Source organism: Litchfieldia sinesaloumensis (assembly GCF_900156865.1).
GTDB classification, from domain to species: Bacteria; Bacillota; Bacilli; order Bacillales; family Bacillaceae_L; genus Ferdinandcohnia; species Ferdinandcohnia sinesaloumensis.
On sequence record NZ_LT732529.1, the window covers coordinates 2,749,788 to 2,768,282 of the forward strand.

Here is an 18,495-nt window from a genome sequence, read left to right on the forward strand (position 1 = left end):
ATTATGAGGCTAAATCAAAATAGTCTGAATTTAAAATTCCGTTCAGTTTGTTTAAAAATCAGACATTTATGTAAAATACACAAAAATGCTCAAATGAACAATGTTACTCTTGGTCATTTGAGCATTTTTTTAAATGATTAGTTTCTTTTGCTACTTTTTGTTTCTAATATATTAGTAGCTCCTATTCTAAACTTTTCGGCACCATCACTAGGCGTGATATGTTTAAATAGTATTTGATTCGATATATCTTGTAATAGATTGACGACTTCAGTGGCCCCTAATGGATCTGCCATTTCAACTATATAATTGTTATTTTTTACGCTTTCTACGTACTCAAACATTTTTTTCTGGTCATCTGATAGTACGTCTGCCATTTGCTCAACCACTGCCGATGATATAGGTACGCCTCTCTCCCCTTTAATCATTTTGTTTGCTTCAACGTCATTAATAAAGAAATCAATAAATTGAGCCGCTGCATGTTTATTCTTCGAACTCTTTGGAACCGAAAAAAGCATACTCGGCTTCAATGATAATCCTTCAGCCTGTCCACGCCCTGGCGGTGGGATTAATGCAATATCACGTTCTGTTGCTTCTGAGAAGCTTATATATTGATTGGAGTATGCCCAAGTCATTGGAGTTAATTTATTCATGAACAGACCATATTCTATCCCGTTGATTTTCTCTGTAACATCAGCCCTTGGGAAAGCACCTTTATCAAGCAATCTTAGTTGCATATTGAAGTAGTCGATAAACAACTGGTCATCCTCATAACCTAATCCATTTCCGGTATCATTATATAGACTTTCTCCCAGTGTGGTTAAATAATATGAGAAGAAAACGTCTACTGATTTCATTTCATTTGTCCCGTATATCCCCAACTTTTCATGGACCTTTGCCGCGATATCTTCATACTCATCCCATGTCCAATCAGTATTAGGCATTGTTCCTACAGCTGAGATAAGCTGTTCACGATCTACAACAATTGCTGGGACATTTAGACCCAATGGGATACCATATAAATGATCATCGATTTTTCCACCAGATAGGATATCTTTACTTACTTCCCCGGTACCAATAACACCATCCTCAACAAATGGAGTTAGGTCCTCAAGAGTGTTATTTTCACTATAGGTTCTTAGATATAATAGGTCCATTTGAATAATATCAGGTAGTTGTTTTGTAACCGCCAAAGGAGCAAGCCTTTGCCAATAATCATCCCAATAGGCATAATCAGATTCAACATTAATATGGGGATACTTTTGCTCAAATAAATCAATAACCTTTAAGGTATAATCATGTCTAGGTTGTTCTCCCCACCACGAAATTCGCAACGTAACCTCCTCTTGCTCTTTACCTTTCACGAATTGCAGTATGTTTAAGTTATCACAGCCACTGGCAACAAACACCATTATGAGGGACATGGTTGAAAACAGTAATTTTTTCATCACTTTTACCCCTTTTATTTTTTACCCTAGTAAAGATTCCCTTTTATACTCAGATGGTGTATATCCTGTATGTTTCTTAAATACCTGGCTGAAATACTGTGGGTTATCACCATACCCAATCTTTTCTGCAATCTCAAAAACTTTCACATCATTTTCCTTTTCTATTAAATCAATTGCCATTTCAATTCTCTTTTTAGTGATGTAATGGGAGAATTTAATTCCCGTTTCTTTTTTGAATAGTTTTCCGAGGTAATCGGCATTCATATATAACATTTCATTGGCAACCCAGTGTAATGACATATTCTGATTACTTATGTGCTGTTCGATAATCTCTATAACGTTATTTATAATGGCTGAATGTTTATTTTTATTGACTGAAAAAAATGATAATGTTATCTCTTCTGCCACATGTTCAAAATACGACTTCATTTGCTGGATTGTATCCATTTCCAATAAACTCGTTAACTTAGATAAATACTCATTCATTTCCTCTACATTACATAAGCGAATCATCGCATTATATAGTTGAATAACATATGACTTTGTTTTATTAATATCTTGTGTAATAAATAGCAACCTGTTAAAAAAGTTGTCTAATTCTTTATGAACCTCTTCCCACGAACCTGATTTTACAAGTCGGCAAAATGTCTGTTCATCAAAATAGAACTCATCTGCACTACTTTCTTTATTATTGGGTATATCATGTTTCGTTATGATTCCACCCTCACCCAGATAAAAACGATAGCTTAGGCAGTCTAATGCTTCTCTGTATAGTTTATTTGCATGCCCAATACTTCCTCCATTACTAATAGCAACCGTAGAATCTAAGTGATAGTACTGATAGAAAGTCTCCTTGATTTTTTCGATTTTCTCTTGGAGTTCATTTACTTCTTCACAATCTTCTATTACTAGTAGTACGGTTTCTCCAACCGTACAGCTAAGTTGATGGTTCTCTAAGATTTGCTCCGCTATGTTTTTCATCGCAAACATATGCTCAAAATCATATTCACCCTCTAATTGAAATAACACAACTCTAACATGTGTAGCATGCAAATCAACATGAAAGAGCCTTTGATAAGATCCCAATTCTTTCGTTTCATAATGATTGGTGATAAACTCCTTCAATAACTGTTCTTTTGCATAAGGCATAACATCTTCTAATGTTTTTTTTAGCCCCTGAATGAATTGATCACGGTTTCGTTTTTGTGACAGTTCTTCGCAAAGCTCAAGTACGGCTTCCATAATACTGTTCTCATTACAGGGTTTTAGGAGATAATGCTTTACACCAAATGACATTGCTTGTTTCGCATACTCAAATTCACTAAATCCGGTTAGTAAAACGAAACGAATTTCTGGAAATATTTTATGCACTTTTTCTACTAATTGTAGACCGTTCATCCCCGGCATCTTAATATCGCTCACAATGATATCCGGCTTTTCCTGTTCGATTAAGTTGAGAGCTTCAATCCCATTTCTTGCAGTAGCTATTAGCCTTGTCCCCATAGACTCCCAATTAATTACCTTCGCCATGCCTTCGGTAATAATCCTCTCATCATCTACTAACAATACTTTATACATGTTTCTCCCCCTTATCGAGCGGTAGAACGATAATCACTCTTGTTCCTTGATTTGGTGCACTTTCTATCTCTACACCATACTTTTCTCCGTAGGAAAGATTAATTCGATCGTGGATGTTCGTTAAACCAACACCTTGTCCCCTTGTTTTTATCTCGCCTTTTTTCATTTTTTCTATTATTTGCGGATCCATCCCTGGACCATTGTCCTCAACGATGAGTTTAAATGAGTCCTCTTGAGTTGTTGAATATATTCTTATTTTGCACGTTTCAATCATTGGTTCTAGTGCATAATGGATAGCATTTTCAACAAGAGGTTGTAATGTTAGTTTTGGTATTGTATATCTTAAAAGTTCCTGGTCAACATCCATTTGAAAATCTAATCGCTCTTCAAAACGATACTTCTGAATAATAATATAGTTCTTAACCGTTGCTAGCTCTTCTTCAATTGGAATTAGTGGTTCCTTTAAGCTGATGGAGTTTCGGAGCAAATAACCAAGTGATTCTACCATATTAGAAATCTGTCTTTGCCCATTTGCTTTTGCCAACCAGTTAATAGATTCTAGCGTATTGTATAGGAAATGCGGGTTGATTTGAGCTTGTAGCGCCTTAAATTCTGTTTCTTTAATGGTTAATTGCTTGGAGTAATTTTCATTAATCAATTCATCAATTTGTTGAACCATTGTATGAAAATTTTGTTGTAGCTTCCCAACCTCGTCCTCCTGAATCGATGATTTAAGAACCTCTTTTCTTGCCTCTTTAAAATCACCTGCTGAAATCTGCTGTATCCCTGACACAAGATTCTCTAATGGCATCGTTATATTTCTCGCAAATCTCATTCCAGATATCGTCACAATAATAAACATGACGATAAATGAAAAGATCAAAAGTGATTTAATTAGATTAATATTCTTAAAGATTTGATTAAAGGGAATTGCATTTACATAGCCCCAATCAAAGTAATCTGATTTCTTATAAACAAAGAAATAATTCTTACCATTTATTTTTTTAAATTGATAGCCATAGTGCATATCGAGTACAGTATCTTTTACGTGTAAAGGTGGTTCTGTCGGGAAGATAATGCCTTTATCGTCAGCAATTAAGAAATTCCCGTCCATTTTTTGCGAGCCAGCTAACGTATTACCCACAAGTTTTTCCATATTAACAAAAATAACGAGGGTTCCCAATGTATCAAAATGTAATGTATTGAAATCTTTAACTTCTCGAGCTGTAATAATTGTAAATTTATTTTCATTTGGATTAACCCAAACATTACTTCCATCCGCCTGTTTGGCAGATTTCTCAAATTCGTCTTTTTGGCTTTTTGTTAATTTAATAGCTCTTGGTCCAGCAACGTACTCTTCTCCATTTGTATCTATTAAATTTGCCGATAAAATATAGGGTTCCTTGTTAACATAACTTAGAATTTTATCGTTGATCTGGTTGCGTAGTATAAATTTGTCATACTCAGATACTTGTAAATTAACCTTGGAGAGATATTGTTGAATTTGGGGATCTGTTAAAATTTTGTAGGTTACATCCTCCATGTTTTTTAATTCCATTTCAATACTATTTGAAGTTGTGCTTAACACCTGTGAAGATTTACTATAGAGCTGTTCATCATAGATTTGAAAAGCATACCTTAAACCAATAAAAGTAATTAAAAATGAAATAATCATAATCCATGAAACTAGTAAAAATAGTTTATATTTAATTTTTAGGTTTCCATAGGATGTTCGTAAACGGCGGATTTTATTTTTCATTCATATAATCTCCGGGGTATTTTTGTAAGCGTACTCATTAATTTTCAAAGTATAGTTACTATTAAAAATTTTATCATAGTTATGCTTTGTTTCAAAGGTATCCATTACGTTTTTACACTTTTTACTATTTGAACCTGATAATCACTAAAGAATAGCGTATGGCAACTGTTATAATAGTCTGATAATATTATCAGTATGCATTTTATACTGTTTTAATAGCATCCTTGAGTAATATGAAAGTGACTCATGTATACTAAAAATATTTAATAGATTGAGAGGGTAAATGATGCCAAAAATAATGCTTGCGTTTCCAGAAGGAAAACATAAAGTGTTAACGATGAGTTATGACGATGGCAAGGCAGCTGACAGAAGACTAGTAGGTATTTTTAATCAATATGGTATAAAGGGTACTTTCCACCTTAATTCTGGGTTATTGGGAGAAGGGGATCGTATACCTGTTGATGAGGTTGCCAAGCTTTATAATGGACATGAAATTTCAACTCATACTGTAACTCATCCAACCATTGCACGTTCACCAAAAGAACAACTTCTTGAAGAAATCATTGAAGATCGGAAAAGCTTGGAAAAAATAGCTGGGTATACAGTAAGAGGATTATCTTATCCTAACGGTTCTTATAATCGCCTTATAAAAGAAATGCTACCCTATTTAGGCATTGAGTATGCCAGAACTGTTAATAGTACAGGCCAATTTTCCATCCCGGATGACTTTCTAGAATGGAATCCAACTTGTCATCATAAAAGAAATTTAATGGGACTTGCAGAAGATTTCGTTGCACTTCACAAAAAGCAATATTTGTATATGCTATATGTATGGGGCCATAGCTATGAATTCGACACTGATCAAAACTGGGATTTGATTGAAAAATTTTGCGAGTTTATTGGCGGCCGAACTGATATCTGGTATGCAACCAATATACAGATTTTCGACTATTTCAAAGCATTCCATAACCTAAAATTTTCTGCAGATAGCAGTTTTGTATATAATCCGAATGCAGTCTCAGTGTGGCTGAATGTAGATAACAATATTGTCGAGATAGCAGGCGGTAAGCAAGTTGATTTGATTTAGTTGAACTATCATATACAAAAGAGGGTCCCTAAAAGCTATGCTTTTGGGACTTTATTATGACCTCATCTTTTTCATCAGAAATAGTACTCAGTTAACGTATTAAAAAGGAACGAATACAGCTCCTTTTTAATACAGTTATTTTTCTATTATTATTCCTTCCGGGGTATGATAGGTTGTCGCAACTGAACCATCTTCCTGTTTCACATGTTTTACATGGATTTCACCGTACGGAGTTGGGTATGAACCTTCAACCCTTTCAAGGTCACCTAATTGAGGCTTAATCCTGATAATTTTACAGCCCGGTTCAACAACCTCAATCCCTAACACATACCTGGATAACCATGCTGTCGGACCTGATGCCCACCCATGGCATAAGCTATGACGGTAACCTACATAACAATGATCACCATACGATCCGTGAACATCTACTTTGTCTGGTGGAGTTATCTCATCAATTCGAGAAGCTTGATTCAACCATTCGATATTAAAGTCTTCCCAAAAGGTAGTAGCTCCTAATTTTAGCATGCCACCCCAATATTCCCGAATATTATCTAAGCAGCCTTGAACATCACCGGCTTCAGCTTTTGCCAGTAGCATGTAGTAACCATAGAACGTTGAATAACCATTCGTTCCTCCAACTGAAAGTACTTCTTTATTAGCGGATTTGGCATCCATAATAGTAGCAAGCGCTAGTAATGCAGCTGCTTGTTTACTATTTGCATGGTTTGGTTGGTATTGACGCAGTTTTGTAACGTGTTGATCACAACGCTCCTTAGCTTTATGGTCACCAAGATAATGACAAAGTTTCGCACCTCTTTCCAGCGCAATGGTAAAGAGTGCGTGGACTCCGGCATTAACACCATCCTTATTGTCACTTGATGGCCAATCAAGAAAGGGATTTGGTATTGTATTAGTACCATCTGGTTGTATATGGTCAGCAATTTGATCTAGTAATCTAATTAAATAGTCTTTTTGTTGCTTTAAATAATCTAAATCACCATTTTGCATATACCAATCATATTGAATAATTACCCACCATGCTGAATAACTTGGAATGGTGTTCATCCAAGCTGGAAGCGCTGTTCGATCGCGAACAAAATCTAAACTATTCGGAACAATATCATCATAGCCGAAAACAGCTTGAATGGTTGAGGTTTCAGGATGCATATCCCCTACCCAAACCATTCGATCTCGTTTGATTCCATCCCATAGGTAATCCTGCATATTTAAATAAACAGTGTAGGCGCCCGTTTCCCATATTTGGTTTAATAATGGATCACTACTATGAAATGCCCCCTTATACTCTATATCCCTGTGAAGAAAAACAGCACGAATTGTTTTGAGCTCCATCAAACAATCCTTTTCTAGTAAATCAACTCGTACAAATCGAAACCCTGTGTTTCCAACTTCATTAGCTCCCAGAAAGCTCATTTGAACTACTTGATCCCTAATTGCATGATCATTTGTAGCATTTGTTTTACCACCAATATCACTCATCGCTTCCATAACAGACTCCCCAAAGCGAACTCGGACCTTTGGCGCTTTTACGTACTCTTTGTCTCGAAAACAATTCCAAATGGACATTTGAATACCACCATGTAATTCAACACCAAAATCTAATAGAATACTTGCAGGCTTATCTTTCGTATACAGACGGACAGGGTTCTCTGCAGTTAACAATACTTGACCGTCTCGATTTTCCAATAATAAATGTTCATTTTCTACAAATGACCCATCTTCTTCAGACTTCCACACGATTCTTGAAGGTGTAATGTAATCTCGAACTCGAGGGTCCCTAATCTGTTTAAACATTCCCCTCATCCTTCAAAATCAGGCAACTGATTAAGATCCTCGGGTAAATCTACTAGGTAAAGGTTGCCGTATCCATTTTTATCACTGGTAAACAATAATTTTGTTCCGTCTGGCGTAAACCTTGGATGAGCATGAACCTTTTGGACATGAAAGCTACAACGATGCTCACATAATACCTTTGGATTCGTAAATTGATTGTCCTCTTTTCCCCAAATGATTAATTTATCAAGAGGGGCTCTACCGTCGACAATTATTTTCGAGAAATCATTTGAAGAGGCATGCCAATTAACAAAGTTAAATTCTACTTCTTCCATGTTGGAGTTATCATACTGAATTTTTCCAAAGAATCCTGTACCATCTTTTCTAAAACCATGGTACCCGATATGTTCTCCATCTTCATGCCAATACTCATGGCCAACCATTTCAAACTCTTCCGTACGTTCTCTTATTTTCCATACATCACCATTCTCCAAATTAAGTCCCCAGATACGGTGATCAACCAATTGCCATGGCCCTTCGTGACAAAATGTAATGAGATTATTCTTTGTTGGAGAAGTGTTAATATGAGTAATAAAGCTTTCTTCCTCATAAACTACTTTACTCTTCTTATCATCAATCCCTATTTGTAAAATTTGAGATTTAGGTTTTGCTTCCATTAGTTCTCGATGTCCTACATAACCATTTCCTAAATCGATTGCAATTTTATCAGACAAATCTTCTCTATTACACGTAATAATGTACTTTCCATCTGCAGTACAGTTTAAGTTTCCACCGCTTAAATTCGTCGGACCTTCATAAATAATGCTTTCCTGAAATGATTCCAAATCAATTTCAATGATTTGATGATTCCTTCTGAAGTACGCCTTTTTCTCAAAGGGATGTAAACAAGGAGATAAAAAGCCATATGTAGTGTTGTGATCTGTTAGTTGAGTAATCTCGCCTGTGGTCATATCGATACTGAATAGATTTGTACTGTTTTCCCGGTCCGAAATAAATAGCAGTTTCTTTCCATCTTCATACCAGCCATTTTCCGTAAAATAGAAATGATGACTATGCCCTGTATAATCTGTTAATTGTGTTACTTTAACTCCTGTAAATCGATCCTTATACTCTTTCCATTCAGGTGGTAAAACTGTTCCTTTTGCCAAATTCGTCATCTCCCTATTCGGACATTTGTCAATTAACACATGACACCATCCTTATTATTATTCAATGATTTTTCTATCCAAATATTTCTCACACAAATTCTACAACTGTTGCACTCATCTGTTATTGAGGTTTAGGCAAACAGCTTCTTGTTAAATATAGTAGTAAAAATTTACTAGAAAGGACAAAGTGATGTCTAACAACTATAACCTAAAAGATAAAGTAGCCATCATAACAGGTGGAGGCTCCGGAATAGGGCGTTCAACTGCTATTCGTTTAGCTAGTGAGGGGGCGAAGGTATGTCTCCTTGATATAAATTATGATCATGTTGTTAAGGTTAAAGAGAAAATTGAGAAAGCCGGTAGTACAGCCCTAGCTATAAAATGCGATATAAACTCACCTCTTGAAATCGAACAGGGTATCAAGGCTGCAATGGAGCATTGGGGAAAGATTGACATATTATTTGCCAATGCTGGAATAGCTGGTGAAATGGCTCCAATTGAAACGATGAACGTTCATGATTGGGACAGGACAATAAACACCAATCTTAGAGGGACGTTCTTAACTGTTAAATATTCCATTCCTTATCTGAAAAGAAATGGAGGCAGCATCATTATCACAAGTTCAGTTAGTGGTAGTCGGATTTTCTCACAAGCTGGATTTACCGCTTATAGTACTTCAAAGGCTGGCCAACTCGCATTTATGAAAATGGCAGCATTGGAACTTGCTCAATACAAAATTCGAGTGAATGCAATTTGCCCTGGTGGTATTCAAACACATATTCAAGAGTCAATCCATAAATCACCGGATGTCAAAGGAATAGAAATTCCAATTAAGTTTCCTGAAGGGGATCAACCTTTAGAGCACGGACCTGGTCAACCAGAACAAGTTGCTCAATTAGTTGCATTTTTAGCCTCTGATGTCTCTTCACACATAACAGGGACTGAAATTTTTATTGATGGTGCAGAGTCACTGCTAAGATGATTGAAAGCAATTCTATAACGCATAAAAGGTGGAGGTCTTCCGAAATTTTAAGTCCTAAACCTTTTATGTCTAGTTTACTAACATTCTTTGTTGATTATATTTCTCTTACAGAAAATATTGGAACAACCAGTTGTAACCCCTTACAATTTCACCCTGGAAAAAATCTGTTCTTCCACCAGTCCAACTTATACATACTTTTTCAATTCTTTTCGCTCCCCTTGAGTTGTTGTTTATACGCCTCTCCTTCTACATTAATTTCAATATGTATTTACGACAATAGGACTTTTTTGAACTTACGCATAAACCAATATTCGATTTTTGTTTTAATATACAATTTTTATAAAAGTTGATTATGTATCGGCATTTATCAATGTGGGGAGTTAGGTACCTTTAGCTTATTGTTAGGAATACAATTGTGCGTAGGACTTGTTGGGTCATGCCGAGCATTTATTGCGGATAAATGGCTAAGGAGCGTACTCATGCTCTGGCGTTTGCGCCAAGGTAAAGGTGAGAGTCTTCATTAGTACATTCTACGAAAACAATGAATTCAAGATGGCCCGTAAAACAAGTATAAATAGCCCCTTCTCTATTATTGAGAAGGGGATTTATTTATACTCGCTTGTCGTTGTCTTTCAATTCTCGTGAATGCTAAAAATGCCGACCACATAATGATAAATGCGAGAACACTTCCACCAATTAATGGAATCAGCCCAGGTATAGTTGTCATTACCATATAAACGGCAATGCTTCCTATAATCATCATAAGGGTCGATAAAGGATTCATCAACATGAGTAAGAATGAATTCTTAAAGACTTTAAAGACGGAAACATCGAAGTGTACAAAAGTTGGAAACACAAAACATAGCGTTAGAATAAATCCGATACAAAGTAGGATCGTTGGATAAAAGAGTACGTTAATAAAACCATCTGTACTCCTCAAAAATTGAATATCAATATACAAAATATACGCTGTGATCATAATGATTAATCCAAGCAGGTTGCTTTTTAAAAATTCCTTTTTATATGCATTCCAAAAGGTTTTAAAAACAGGAATATCATCAAACCCCATTAGCCATTTGCGAACAACGGTAAACATCGATATTGTCGCAGGAAAAAATCCAAAAAGGCCAAGTCCCATGATGGTAAACATGATCCATAATAGATTAATGTAGGCTAATCTCATGATCCACTCACAAAGTTTATAAATGCCGCCAACAAAGCCGTTCATGTTGTATGACCCCCCATGTAATTTATATCTACTATTATACTAAATATTGAAACTATTAACAAAAGTATTAATAACTGTTCTACTATATTGAGATACTATTTCTTAGACGAACTTGACGAAAATCTTTTGGCGTTATCCCTACTTTTTCTCGAAAGTAACGGCTAAAATGGGTTGAACTTTCAAAACCAGATTCAAAGGCAACATCCTTTAATGGTTTATGTGGCTCCATCTCAAGTAGATATTTTGCCTGTATTAATCTACATTCCATAACAAATTCCATGATTGTATAACCAGTGATAGTCTTAAAAACATGAGCAACATAAGATCGGCTTAAGTTCAATTCATCTGCTATCCCCTGTAAGGTCAATCTGTTGATAAAATGCTTCTGAATATATTCCGCAATATTTTCTGCATGCACGGCTTTTTCATCTTTTTTAATAGAAACCTCACTTAAATTCATTTGCACAAGTTCATGAACAATAATTAAAACTTGGAGTAGTAAAATCTTTATTTCTGTTTCAGCCTGAAGATTTGGAAACGTAGTTGATTTCTTTAGTATAGCAAGTCGGCTATACAACTTTTCCAGTTCCTTTGATTCTTTATTTTCTCTCGTACGGATTAAACCATTGTGTATTGTTTGAAAGGTTTCCAGGAGATATATACTTCCCATTTCCTCCAAAATCCCTCTCACCCACGTCGGTGAAAATTGGAGTATACTACGGACATATTCTGTAGAGGGGTTTACATTTGGCTTATGCTGAGTTAAACCATCCATGATGATAATATCACCTGGTTCAAGGTCGAAAATTTGATTGTGGATTAAATACCTACAGTTACCTGCATGGAAAAAATAGATTTCATAGTCCTGATGGCTATGATAAGGAAATTGGAACTCTCCATACGATGTACTTCGATAGCTAGCAATCAACGTTTCATTCAAAACATTGTGAACCTCCAATCAAACTACTATTTCTCCACTTCTCATAAATCTATCTCTTAACTCTACCTATATGGTTTTCATGATAAAAATGAAAGGAGGTGTAAGTTTCACCTCCTTCCACTTACATATTATTTTTTAGACGCTTCATATAATTCGTTAATTTCTTTAATATAATCGTCTCCACCAGAACTGCGCCATAATTTAATTGCATCATTAAAGCCAGCTTCGTCAATTTGACCAACAATGAACTGGATACGAGCATCCTTCATAATATTGTCTAATTGTGGACCTTTTTGAGCATAAACCTCTGAAATAAGTGACTCAGCAGGGTTTGGAACGACAATACTTTCATTTTCCAATTTAACCTGGTTTTCTTTTTCAAGTAGAGGTGTTAGTTCTTTAGCATGGAATCGTTCCTCTGGGATGTAAGTTTGGAATTGATTAAAGCCATTAGCCTCATCCGTTAGTTCTTGGTTATCAACCTTTAAGTCTACTAATACACCATCTTTTATTTCGAAGTGGCGACCTTCTACTCCATTATTAGCTAAGATTTGAACTTCCTCGTCACTTAATTTATCAATAAACGTTAATACCCTCTTTAAATCTTCTTCAGTTTTCACGCTAGTTTTAGGTATAGCAAGCATCCCTGCGTACCCTGAAGTTGGTAGGTTACGAAGTCCTTTTGGACCTTCAACAGTACCGATAACATCAATTGGGTCTTTGAAATCAGGATTTTGTGCCAAGATTTTCTCTTCAATACGATGGGCCTGGTCAACAACATCGACTATCACACCTGCTTCACCATTGTTCATCGCATCTGGCCAAACTGCAGTATCCATTACTGCGAAATCTTCATTTACTAATCCCTCATCATAGAGCTTTTTGAAGAATTTCAATGCATTCATGTATTCTTCTGTCATGAAATCTGGCTGTAGTTTCCCATCAGCATCTTCTCCCCATTTATTAGGAGCGCCGAACCATGTTTGCATAATATCCCATGGTCCTTCATATTTCGAAACAACCATACCGTACGTATCATCTTGTCCATTTCCGTCTGGATCATTTTCAGTAAAGGCTTTCAGTACATTATAAAAATCATCAATTGTTTTTGGTTCTTCTAAACCAACATTTTTCAACCAGTCTGCTCTATACGAAACACCAAGTCTTCCGAGTGGACGAGAGCGATAGATCCCGTATATCTCACCGTTAATAGAGCTGTTATTTAAAATAATTTCGTTAGCCTTACTTAAGTTAGGATAATCCTTTAAATAAGGACTTAGTTCCCAAAATGCTCCATCCTGTGCTGCTTTTATGAAACTTGGTTCTTTTGATACCATCATAATTTCAGGTAGGTCTCCTGACGCCAATGTGATGTTTAATTTATCACTATAGTTACTATTTGGCACCCAGTTCATTTCAATATCCTCACCGGTATATTCCTCAATTGCTTTTAAAATAGGGTTGTCATCTCCAGGTGGGTTTTGTGCAAATGTCGTTGTCATAATTCGGATTGGCTTGTCTGAACCGCCTTTTTCTGCTTCTTTACCTGTACTCTCTGAATCACTACAAGCTGCCAACGTTGTTGCAATTAGTGCTGATGAAAGGAGTGGAAGCACAAACTTTTTACTAAATTTCATTCAATATTCCCCCTATAAAACTGTATATTTTTTAACCCTTCATAATGAAGGGGTGTTCCCTTGTTTATAATGGTAAAGCCTATTTTATTTGACTTGAAGATTCTCCTGATTGTCCTTCATTCTAAAATAGTCTTCCGATAAATAATCTCCAATTAACTCGAGAGCAATGATAGAGTTTAAAGACCATTGTGAGGTTGTATTCGTTGTAATATCGGAAACCTCTACCAAATTCCTCCATGATTGTACTTCTTTCTCTTCAATTGGAAGCGTCATCTGATGATTTGCCTCATTCTCTTTATCTAATAACAGCCTCCATGCTTTTTCCGCAATTGAAGGATCCTTTTTCTTAGCAGCAGCATAGGCTACCATTCCTGCGGATAACATTTTATTATTAAACATTCGATCATGCAGAACTCCGTTACTTCTTGTTTGCTTTTCCTCTGGGCTAAGCATAAAGAATTCACCAAAGTCGGCGAGCATGTCTTCCCATTCTTCGTCATCTAGCAACTGGGTAAGTTCCATCCATGCTTGAGGACCACCAAAAGCAATGACCATATGATAGCCTCCCGCAACCCCGTCTCCCATGTGTAATAGTTCATTGGTGGTAGGGTTGTATCCAAAGGTTGGACCAGATAACAATCGTAGTGGTAGTTTTTTGAATGTTTCTATCCCTTTTAGTATCTTATCCCGATAAATAGTATTTTCTGTTCTCTCCCATTCTGATAGCCAGTTTGAGACAAAAGCTGCCCAATCTGGACCAACACGAACATGTGTCGGGTATTCGTCATCAGGATAGAATTCTCTCATTGGATCTAGATTCAGGGTTGCAAAATCAGCATCTCTTACCTCAGTTAATAAGTCCCTTGTACGTTCATCAGTGGTAAGGAAATAATAATATTTGTGAAGACCTGCCATACTTATTCTTGCTTCCTTACAGCCACAACCCCAATGCACGACATTATGTCTTGAGCCAAGACCAGCATATTCACCAAAGTGGTATACATCTACTTCACTTGTATGGCGTGTCATAGCCTCAGCCATCTTAAAGATATCTTCACGACCTGATCGAAGGAAAGCATACCAAAGCCAAATATTTGGTACTAGCTCTGTATTTTGCCAAGCAAATCCACCGACATCATATCTCCATTGATGGCGGACGGAATCATACGTATGCATCACATCACCGTAATTCCAGAATCCATACCACCTACGTTGTTCAATCTCTTTTTTATAAAAATCAATCGCTTTATCAAGTTGTTCCTCAATTCTTGCTTTTAAAGGATGCTGTGTATCTGGTAAACTCCAAATTCCTAGAGCCTTTGTCTCGTAATAATAAGATGGTTCACAGACTAACAGCATCGATGATTGCCACTCTTCAGCTAGTTCAGTTAACTCAAGATGCGAAGGGATTTGATTAAAACATTGTAAAAATAGTTCACTAGTATTTGCTATTCCTTGTGGCGTTGCTCGCATTTCATCAAAACCTTCATAAGCACTGACTACATGTGTTTCATCGTCATAATGTCTAAAATCCATCGCATCTGAATCCGGTGACCAAAACCATGCCTTTACTTTTGATCGTGATCCATTTAATCCAGAAACTTCTAAGGTTGAAGGGTGCTTTTGCCAAAAGTTTTTAACACCAACAGCAATACCACCATTTTTACTTCCAGTATAAACCAATCCCATAGCTCTATTTCCATGGGCTGATTCAACCCATGAAGTTCCATTTTTTGTACGTTTTGTAATCCGGTAGTGATCAGCAGAATCCTGTGTTAGCTTAAAATCATTCCAAATGGCATTTTGCTGAACGTGGTCACGCAAATTTTCAAGTTCATCAGCAGACAAGTCGACGATTTCTCCATCTATTTGTTTTTGATAAAGTCCATTCGCATTTCGATGTCTTCTTGTTAGTAATAACTGAGCAGGCTCCGAGAAGATTCCATTATCACCTGTAAATCGAACATGACGATTCCAAGCTTCACCTACTAAAGGAGTCGATAATTCGATTCCCAGTCCTTTAATATAATCAACTTGTGGATCCCCATCAAAGAAAAATGTATGGACAAATTTAATAGATGAAGAACCGGCATAAAAATAGATTCGTAGCTCGAAAGGCAGCCATGTTCGTTTATTGTTACCCTGTGTTGTCTCGTGCTCACCATCTATTTTAATAACACTTTTTATCGGGCCATTTTGTTCAACTACAGCCCGTTTTATCTTGCTAACAAATGGGATTTCTTTGATTGTCTTAATTCCAGAGGTTTCATCTCGTACCTCTTGGATTGAGATTAATTTTCCATCGGTTCCTCTTACAAATGAACCGCTTACAATTTCCTCAATTACACTTGTTCCTTGTTTGTTGATGATACATTGCAAATCACCTGTATCAATCTTAATCTGATTACCTGTTTCAATGACTTGCAATGGAACCTCTGTACTAGGATTTTCACCTATTTTGAGCTCATAAGAACTTTCATTTGGTTGAAAAACAGCACTATGTCCCGTCCATTTCACACTTCCATCGGGCCAGTATGCCATCGGCCAACTCTGAAGAGCTGTCTGAGTTCCGTCTTCACTCAAAAGTTTAAGGTTATCTTCCCGATTTAGGGTCCCCTTTTTCCAAGGAACCCCCCATGAAACCCCAGAATTACGTGTTGGACTTTTACCTAGCCAATTTAATTTCAAATAATCACATCCTTTCCTGTCCAGCCATTAATGAGTACCAGACACATCCAAAGTCTTATTTGATATGTTCGATTTCTTATAAGTAGATTGATTTATTTTTTCTTGTAATTTCTCATAATATAAGTCTGCATCAAGTGGTAATGTAACTGGTTCATTTAACCAAGCAGATAGATAGATTGCGTTTGATATTTCTAAGCCTTTAATTCCATCTTCTCCTGGTGCCAGTAAAGGGGTACCTTTCGTAATCGCATCAATCCAATTTTGCATGATCCCTACATGATCTGTTCGTACACCCTTAATTGGAATCTCGATTGGCCAGCATTCAGGTTGACCAAAGCCTCCTTGATAAGTCGCATTAAATTCACGTTCTGATTGTGTTAAGCGATAAAATGTAAGTTTGTGATTTTCCACAACCATCTTTCCGCGATCACCCACTATCTCGAAACGATTAGTGCCTGGCGATTCTCCTGTTGACGTTATGAATACACCAGTTGCACCATTTTCATATTCGACATATGCGGTAAGATCATCCTCAACCTCGATATCATGATACTTTCCATTATGGCAAAAAGCATGGACCTTCTTTGGCATCAAGCCTGTTGTCCACTGCCACAAATCTACCTGGTGCGGAGCCTGATTTAATAAGACACCACCGCCTTCTCCTTCCCAGGTTGCTCTCCATTCACTAGAATCATAATAACTTTGAGAACGGTACCAATCTGTAATAATCCAATTCGTTCGTTTAATCTCGCCAAGTTCTCCTGATTGAATCAAATCTCTTAATTTTTGATAAATCGGATTTGTTCGTTGGTTATACATAATGCTAAATACGTTACCACTTTCTTTAGCTACTCGATTCATTTCAGCCACATCTTTAGTAAAGACTCCTGCAGGTTTTTCGACCAGGACATGTAACCCCTTCGCAAAAGCCTTCATTGCAATTTTAGGATGATCATAGTGTGGGGTAGAAATAAGGACAGCATCTACACCAGAGGTTTCTAGAAATTCATCCTCATCCAGAAATGTCTGTACATCACTATTTGAATAGTTTTTCACCAAATCAAGTTGTTCTTGGAAAGAGTCGCAAACCGCCCAAAGGGTCGCTCCAAGGACTTTTCCCTCAGCTAATTGCCTTGCGTGTGACCTTCCCATGTTTCCAATACCAATAACCCCTACCTTGATTAAGGACATCTATCTCACCTCCTGATTGCTAATTTCTTTCGCGAATTTTTGTAAATTCTTTAAGCTAATCTCTAAGCTTTCCAGTGGTGGACGTTCACATATGTCCTGCTCAACTGCATACCATTCAATTCCATTAGCTTCTCCCCATTGTAGTATCGGAACAAAGTCAATTACTCCTGTTCCAACTTCCGCAAAGGTTTGACTACTATCACTTGTCATATCCTTTAAATGGATAATAGGCATCCGATTTGCATATGGTCCAATAAACTCTAATGGATCAAATCCTGCTTTTTTTATCCAGTACACATCAATTTCAGCTAGAATCTGGTTTCCATCATGTGGATCAAGTAAATAATGCAGTCCATCTTGCCCTTCAATTTCGATATCAAATTCGAAATCATGATTATGATAGGAAACCCGATAATCAGGATGATTACTTGAGATATCATTTAACAACTTCTTAATTTCTACATATCTCTCACTAGTTCGCGAATCCTTTTGAATGAAAGGTAAGATAATGTCCTTTGTCCCATAGAGGTCAACTTCTTGTAACACGCCTGCTAGATCATTTTTCAAACGATCAAAAGAGACATGCATACCAGCTGCTTGTAAATCATTTTCTTTCAATGCCAATGCTACTTCGTTTTTATCGTAATCTTTTGGCAGTGCGGATATTTGTACACCGGCCCATCCCATTTCCTTCAGGGTTTTAAATATTGGTCGGATTCCCGTCTTTAACTCCTCACGCACCGTATATAATTGGGCTGCAAACTTATGATTCATTACTATCACTTCCTTCATCAATTATTCAGACTGGCCTTGTGTTACTCATCGAGTTACCAGAATGGTAACATCTTGATTTGTAAAGTCCTCTCTGAATTACATTCATTTTAGAGTAAATATTCTAATAATTCATTGTCTCAAATTATCTAGTTTTCTCTAAAAATTATCTGAGAGTCTTTCACGGTCGTCCTCACAGCGATGAAAAGTGAATATTATTTCAAGGTTG

At 36.6% G+C, this 18,495-nt stretch carries 13 protein-coding genes; 2 read left to right on the plus strand and 11 right to left on the minus strand.

Features of this window, described 5'->3' with window-relative positions:
* Nucleotides 1–137 precede the first annotated feature (137 nt).
* The 3 genes from CZ490_RS13605 to CZ490_RS13615 are packed head-to-tail and all read right to left on the minus strand — an operon-like array spanning nucleotide 138 to nucleotide 4,782.
* Entirely contained in the window at nucleotides 138–1,445 is a 1,308-nt protein-coding gene (locus tag CZ490_RS13605; RefSeq protein WP_077619392.1) for an ABC transporter substrate-binding protein, read from the minus strand.
* 21 nt (nucleotides 1,446–1,466) lie between these two features.
* Nucleotides 1,467–3,023 (minus strand): response regulator, encoded by a 1,557-nt coding sequence (locus CZ490_RS13610; RefSeq protein WP_077619393.1) that lies wholly within the window; start codon nucleotides 3,021–3,023, stop codon nucleotides 1,467–1,469.
* Nucleotides 3,016–4,782 carry a sensor histidine kinase gene (locus CZ490_RS13615; RefSeq protein WP_077619394.1) on the minus strand — a complete coding sequence of 589 codons (1,767 nt, stop codon included), beginning with the start codon at nucleotides 4,780–4,782 and terminating at the stop codon, nucleotides 3,016–3,018. Before CZ490_RS13615 ends, CZ490_RS13610 begins: the two co-directional genes overlap by 8 nt.
* A 286-nt stretch (nucleotides 4,783–5,068) precedes the next feature.
* Between CZ490_RS13615 and CZ490_RS13620 the strand changes: the two genes are divergently transcribed.
* Nucleotides 5,069–5,869 carry a polysaccharide deacetylase family protein gene (locus CZ490_RS13620; protein ID WP_077619395.1) on the plus strand — a complete coding sequence of 267 codons (801 nt, stop codon included), beginning with the start codon at nucleotides 5,069–5,071 and terminating at the stop codon, nucleotides 5,867–5,869.
* A gap of 135 nt (nucleotides 5,870–6,004) precedes the next feature.
* On the opposite strand, the gene CZ490_RS13625 is transcribed toward CZ490_RS13620, so the two are convergent.
* Both CZ490_RS13625 and CZ490_RS13630 read right to left on the minus strand, forming a co-directional pair.
* Nucleotides 6,005–7,681 (minus strand): alpha-L-rhamnosidase-related protein, encoded by a 1,677-nt coding sequence (locus CZ490_RS13625; protein ID WP_234987236.1) that lies wholly within the window; start codon nucleotides 7,679–7,681, stop codon nucleotides 6,005–6,007.
* A gap of 5 nt (nucleotides 7,682–7,686) precedes the next feature.
* A complete protein-coding gene (locus tag CZ490_RS13630) occupies nucleotides 7,687–8,829 on the minus strand; it encodes an oligogalacturonate lyase family protein (RefSeq protein ID WP_077619397.1) in 1,143 nt (380 codons plus the stop codon).
* A gap of 190 nt (nucleotides 8,830–9,019) precedes the next feature.
* On the opposite strand from CZ490_RS13630, the gene CZ490_RS13635 reads away from it, so the two are divergent.
* Entirely contained in the window at nucleotides 9,020–9,811 is a 792-nt protein-coding gene (locus tag CZ490_RS13635; protein WP_077619398.1) for an SDR family oxidoreductase, read from the plus strand.
* Between the two features lie 589 nt (nucleotides 9,812–10,400).
* Here the strand turns inward: CZ490_RS13635 and CZ490_RS13640 are convergent.
* From CZ490_RS13640 to CZ490_RS13665, 6 genes are all read right to left on the minus strand, one after another.
* Nucleotides 10,401–11,039: a YesL family protein gene (locus CZ490_RS13640; protein ID WP_077619399.1), complete on the minus strand. Its 639-nt coding sequence runs from the start codon at nucleotides 11,037–11,039 to the stop codon at nucleotides 10,401–10,403.
* A gap of 82 nt (nucleotides 11,040–11,121) precedes the next feature.
* The gene (locus CZ490_RS13645; RefSeq protein WP_159439953.1) at nucleotides 11,122–11,979 is read right to left on the minus strand and encodes an AraC family transcriptional regulator; all 858 of its coding nucleotides are present in this window, start codon (nucleotides 11,977–11,979) and stop codon (nucleotides 11,122–11,124) included.
* Between the two features lie 128 nt (nucleotides 11,980–12,107).
* Nucleotides 12,108–13,616 (minus strand): extracellular solute-binding protein, encoded by a 1,509-nt coding sequence (locus CZ490_RS13650; protein ID WP_077619401.1) that lies wholly within the window; start codon nucleotides 13,614–13,616, stop codon nucleotides 12,108–12,110.
* Between the two features lie 84 nt (nucleotides 13,617–13,700).
* On the minus strand, nucleotides 13,701–16,304 hold the full coding sequence (locus CZ490_RS13655; RefSeq protein WP_077619402.1) for an exo-rhamnogalacturonan lyase family protein: 2,604 nt from the start codon (nucleotides 16,302–16,304) through the stop codon (nucleotides 13,701–13,703).
* 27 nt (nucleotides 16,305–16,331) lie between these two features.
* The gene (locus tag CZ490_RS13660; RefSeq protein ID WP_077619403.1) at nucleotides 16,332–17,495 is read right to left on the minus strand and encodes a Gfo/Idh/MocA family protein; all 1,164 of its coding nucleotides are present in this window, start codon (nucleotides 17,493–17,495) and stop codon (nucleotides 16,332–16,334) included.
* The gene (locus CZ490_RS13665) at nucleotides 17,496–18,269 is read right to left on the minus strand and encodes a sugar phosphate isomerase/epimerase family protein (RefSeq protein WP_077619404.1); all 774 of its coding nucleotides are present in this window, start codon (nucleotides 18,267–18,269) and stop codon (nucleotides 17,496–17,498) included.
* Nucleotides 18,270–18,495: the final 226 nt, after the last annotated feature.